At 48.3% G+C, this 4,344-nt stretch carries 5 protein-coding genes and 1 pseudogene; 5 read left to right on the forward strand and 1 reads right to left on the reverse strand.

Annotated features, from left to right (window positions below):
• Positions 1-848 (reverse strand): PepSY-associated TM helix domain-containing protein (locus tag B3180_RS14935; RefSeq protein WP_286845289.1); only part of this gene is annotated, 848 nt, incomplete at its 3' end.
• Between the two features lie 142 nt (positions 849-990).
• Here B3180_RS14935 and B3180_RS14940 point away from each other — a divergent pair.
• The 5 genes and pseudogenes from B3180_RS14940 to B3180_RS14960 form a co-directional block, all read left to right on the forward strand.
• Complete coding sequence (locus B3180_RS14940; RefSeq protein WP_054490386.1) at positions 991-1,773, forward strand: ferredoxin--NADP reductase; 783 nt, start codon at positions 991-993, stop codon at positions 1,771-1,773.
• A gap of 42 nt (positions 1,774-1,815) precedes the next feature.
• On the forward strand, positions 1,816-2,655 hold the full coding sequence (locus B3180_RS14945; RefSeq protein ID WP_271332229.1) for a patatin-like phospholipase family protein: 840 nt from the start codon (positions 1,816-1,818) through the stop codon (positions 2,653-2,655).
• A complete protein-coding gene (locus tag B3180_RS14950) occupies positions 2,612-3,202 on the forward strand; it encodes a uracil-DNA glycosylase family protein (protein WP_199495096.1) in 591 nt (196 codons plus the stop codon). The genes B3180_RS14945 and B3180_RS14950 overlap by 44 nt, the downstream gene beginning before the upstream one ends.
• A 64-nt stretch (positions 3,203-3,266) precedes the next feature.
• Positions 3,267-3,983 (forward strand): PepSY domain-containing protein, encoded by a 717-nt coding sequence (locus B3180_RS14955; RefSeq protein WP_273023016.1) that lies wholly within the window; start codon positions 3,267-3,269, stop codon positions 3,981-3,983.
• A pseudogene (locus B3180_RS14960) lies at positions 3,980-4,344 on the forward strand (hypothetical protein); the annotation flags it as partial. The gene B3180_RS14955 and the pseudogene B3180_RS14960, both read left to right, overlap by 4 nt.

The raw sequence follows: 4,344 nt of genomic DNA on the forward strand, positions 1-4,344 counted from the left end.
AGTGCACCTGACACGCCATCAATAGGCATGCCGGCCATGCGACCACTGCGTCGCCACCATTGGCGCATGTCTTTCAGCCACTTCTCACCCTCGTTGTCTTTCAGGTTTACGTCGTACCAGACAGCAATGTCGACGACTCGCTGGTGACGCTCATTAGCGAGCCATACCGCCAGGTAAGGTGCGTGGTATTCGGCAACCGATAAGCGAGGAATTTCCACGGGGAGTTCATTGTCAGGGGCATGTGCTGAACCCATAATGGCAAATAAGGGAATGATGAATCCGGCCAGAACTAAAGGCCAGGTGGACTTTCGCCCTTTGCTGTATTTTTTCAAAAGTAATAACCCTGTAACAGTGAACAGAATGCTGGCAATGGCAAATACATCAATAAAGAGGCTCCAGAAAAGCCCGGTGTTACGCGCTTTGTGGAGATCATTGAAGTAGGCAATCCAGCCGCGATCGGTGGTTTCTGAATAAAAGGCACCGCTGGCTAAGTCGACGCTGAACCAGCTATCCCCGCCAGGTCGGGGCATTGCGACGTACAATTCGTAGTCATTCCATTCTATTTCGGCATTTGAACTGATGCTGTTTTGCGTCTTATCTTCGTACCAGCGGTGAAAAAAAGTTGGCAGAACGTCATTCCCTGACGCATTCACCAACCGGGCCAATTCCGTTTGTGGGAGAGAACTTTCATGGCTTTCGACGCTGGGCGCAGACTCTATCCAGCCGGCGTGGTTAAGCGTAATGCCGGTAACTGAAAACAACAGCATGCCAATGAGGCAGATGGCAGAACTTATCCAATGCCAGTCTTTTAATGACCATCCTTTGCGTCCACTCGAGCGTCGAGCCATGACTTTTAATCCTTTACAAACATCAGTGAATGTATCTTATATAAAAACTATTCTCATTTGCAATACTTAATGATAAAAATTCTCATTTAGATTTAATCACGTTATGTTATGATGCGCACAAAATCGCCAATGAGGAATAGTTATGAGAAGTATCATTGCGGAAAAAGTGACTCAGGTACGCCACTGGAACGATACCTTATTCAGCTTCAGAACCACCCGTCAGCCAAGTTTCACCTTTGAAAACGGCCAGTTTGTGATGATGGGTCTGCAGCTGGAAGAGAAGCCCTTGCTCAGGGCCTACAGTATTGCCAGCGCAAACCATGAAGAAGAACTGGAGTTTTTCAGTATCAAGGTGCCGGACGGCGCCCTGACCTCTCGCCTGCAACACATTCAGGTGGGTGACGAGGTAGTACTGTCCACTCGTCCAACAGGCACTCTGGTTCCCGGGCATTTATTACCCGGCAAAAATTTGTATTTGCTGAGTACAGGCACCGGACTGGCGCCCTTTATGAGCGTTATTAAAGACCCCGATATTTATGAACAGTACGATAAAGTTGTGTTAGTGCACGGTGTTCGCTGGGTTTCAGAGCTGGCTTATCAAAAGGAAATTGGCGAGGACTTACCAAGCAATGAGTACTTTGGTGACTGGGTGCGCGAAAAGCTAATCTACTACCCAACGGTTACCCGGGAGCCATTCCGTGACGAGGCTCATCAACAACGCATTACCGACTTGCTGGAGTCGGGTACCTTGACTAAAACCATTGGTATGCCCGACATTAACCCTGAGCATGACCGCTTTATGTTGTGTGGTAATGACGCTATGCTGCAAGACTTAATGGCAATACTGAATGAGCGTGGTTTCACAAAGGCAACGTCACGTCGCCAGGGTGACTACGTAATTGAGCAGGCCTTTATTGAGAAGTAAAGAGTATTGAGAAATAAAGAGCATTGAGAAATAAGCGAGTGTATGACGCAAGAGCAAGGTAACAAAGCACTGGTGGTTGAAGGCGGCGCTATGCGTGGCATTTTCGCCGCGGGTGTACTGGACGGTTTTCTTGAAGCCGGACATACAGACTTTGATTTTGCGATTGGTGTGTCGGCAGGTTCAACCAACCTGATTGGCTTTCTTGCCGGCGACCATGGACGTAACCGAAAAATTCTTTTGCAGCATGCACTGCAGCCCGAGTTTCTTAATTGGCGGCGATTTTTAAAAGGTGGTCACTTTTGCGATGTCAGCTGGCTATGGCATGCTTCGTTTGAGCAAGTGCCGTTGAGTACTCAGTATTACCTTGAGCAAAATCGCCCTTTGTATGTCGTTACCACCAACGTCGATACAGGCTTACCAGTTTACACCCGGGTGACAGCCGATAATTTGCACGAACTTTTTCCGGCGTCCTGCGCTATCCCTTTGGCTTACCGCGACTTCCCCACCGTTGGCGGCGCGGCTATGACAGACGGTGGTCTGGCCGACTCTATTCCGGTGATTAAAGCCTATGAAATGGGGGCCCGGGACATTACCGTTATTTTGTCTCAGCCCCGTGGCTTCAGGAAAAAAATACGACCACTGCCGACCTTTATGAAGCGCTTTTTTAAACATCATCCTGCTTTATTTGACGCGGTTGCCAGACGCTCCACTGTGTATAATGACGCAATTAACTTCATTGATAATCCACCAACGGATTGTAATATGACCGTGTTAGCACCGCCTGCTGACTTTCCGGTGGGGCGTTTTACTCAGGACAAAAAACTGTTGGAGCAGGGGTATGAAATGGGAAGAGCCGCCGCACTGGCAACAATTATTGCGTGATGTAAGAGCCTGTACTTTATGTGAGCCGGAGCTTCCCTTAGGTGCCAGACCGGTTGTTCAGCTAAACCCTAAAGCCCGTATTCTGGTTGCAGGTCAGGCCCCTGGCAGACGTGTACACGCCTCCGGCAAACCCTTTGATGACCCAAGCGGCGACAGGTTGCGGCAATGGATGGGTATCGATAAAGAGACTTTCTATGACGCCGAAAAACTCGCTATTATTCCTATGGGACTTTGCTACCCGGGAACAGGGAAGTCTGGTGACCTGCCACCGCGTCCTGAGTGTGCTCCAGCCTGGCGTAATCAGTTGTTAGAGCAGTTACCTAATTTGGAACTGACGCTGGCTATTGGTCAGTATGCTCAGCAATGGCATTTAAATGAACCAAAGCGCAATTTGACTGAGCGAGTAAAAAGTTGGCAAGATTATTGGCCAACTTTACTGCCGATGCCGCACCCTAGCCCGCGAAACAACTTATGGTTACGTCGGAACCCATGGTTTGAAGACGAAGTTATTCCTCAATTAAAGCAGAGAGTTAGAGAACTACTTTGACTTTTGCAGGGCGACCCTATAATTTTAACGCCTTATAATAAAAAGGTGGGTACGGATAACCCTTATGAATCCAAGAAAATGGCGAGTCTGGCATCGCTGGTTATCTCTTATTGTCGGCTTACAGCTGGTGGTGTGGAGTATTAGCGGTGCCTATATGGTGTATTTTGATCTGAGCTTTATTCACGGTAATCACCTGGTGAAAGAGCTTGAGCAGCCTATTGCTAAAAATACCTTAAACTCTCCAATAAGCTGGGTGTTGGAACAAAACCCCGAAGCCACGTCGGTCCGCTTAATACAGCAGTGGATAGATGGATCTTTGCAACCGGTTTACAGCGTTGAGAGCAAGGCTGGCACACAGTTGCTTATGGCTGAGTCTCTTGAGCCGATAGAGCTTGATCGAATGGACATCGGCTACATAGCGCGACAGCATTATACCGGTGACGAAAACACAAAAGCCCAGGTCAGTTTTATTGAAGACAAAGCCCCGGGTGAGCTGAACCCTGCCTTATTACCCGTTTGGCGAGTGGACTTTAATGATATGGTCGGTGCTACTTTATATTTTTCAGCGGCGACGGGTGAGCTTGTAACCAAGCGTCATGACTTCTGGCGGATGTTCGACTTCTTCTGGATGCTCCATATTATGGACTATCAGGACAGGGTGGACATTGAAACCTGGTGGTTAAAAGCGTTTAGCATTGCTAATGGCTTGTTTCTGATAAGTGGCATTGCCTTGCTTTACTTTCATTATCGGCCACGTAAAAAAAGAAGGCGGTCAGTATGAGGTTTATGCGCAAACTGCATCGCTGGTTAAGCCTGGTTATTTTTATTCAGGTATTTATATGGTTAGTTAGCGGCTTGTACTTTAGTTGGTTGGGTCATGAGAAGCTGGCAGCCCATGACTATTTCCAACCCGTTACTGAAGAGGCCGTAGGTCCGGTTTATTACCCGGAAAGCGCGTTAATTGAACGTTTTGAGAATATTCAAAGTCTGGAAATACGCTCTGTCGCTGGTACCGCTCAGTACGTGGTGACAACAACCGATGGTAAAAAGCATTATGTGAATGCTCTCACAGGCAAGGACTGGAAAACCCCGGCCCCGATGGCCGCTGATCTGGCCCGGCGAAGCTATAATGGACCGGGCCA

It is taken from the genome of Idiomarina sp. UBA4206 (assembly GCF_002383015.1).
In the GTDB taxonomy this organism is placed as follows: Bacteria; Pseudomonadota; Gammaproteobacteria; order Enterobacterales; family Alteromonadaceae; genus Idiomarina; species Idiomarina abyssalis.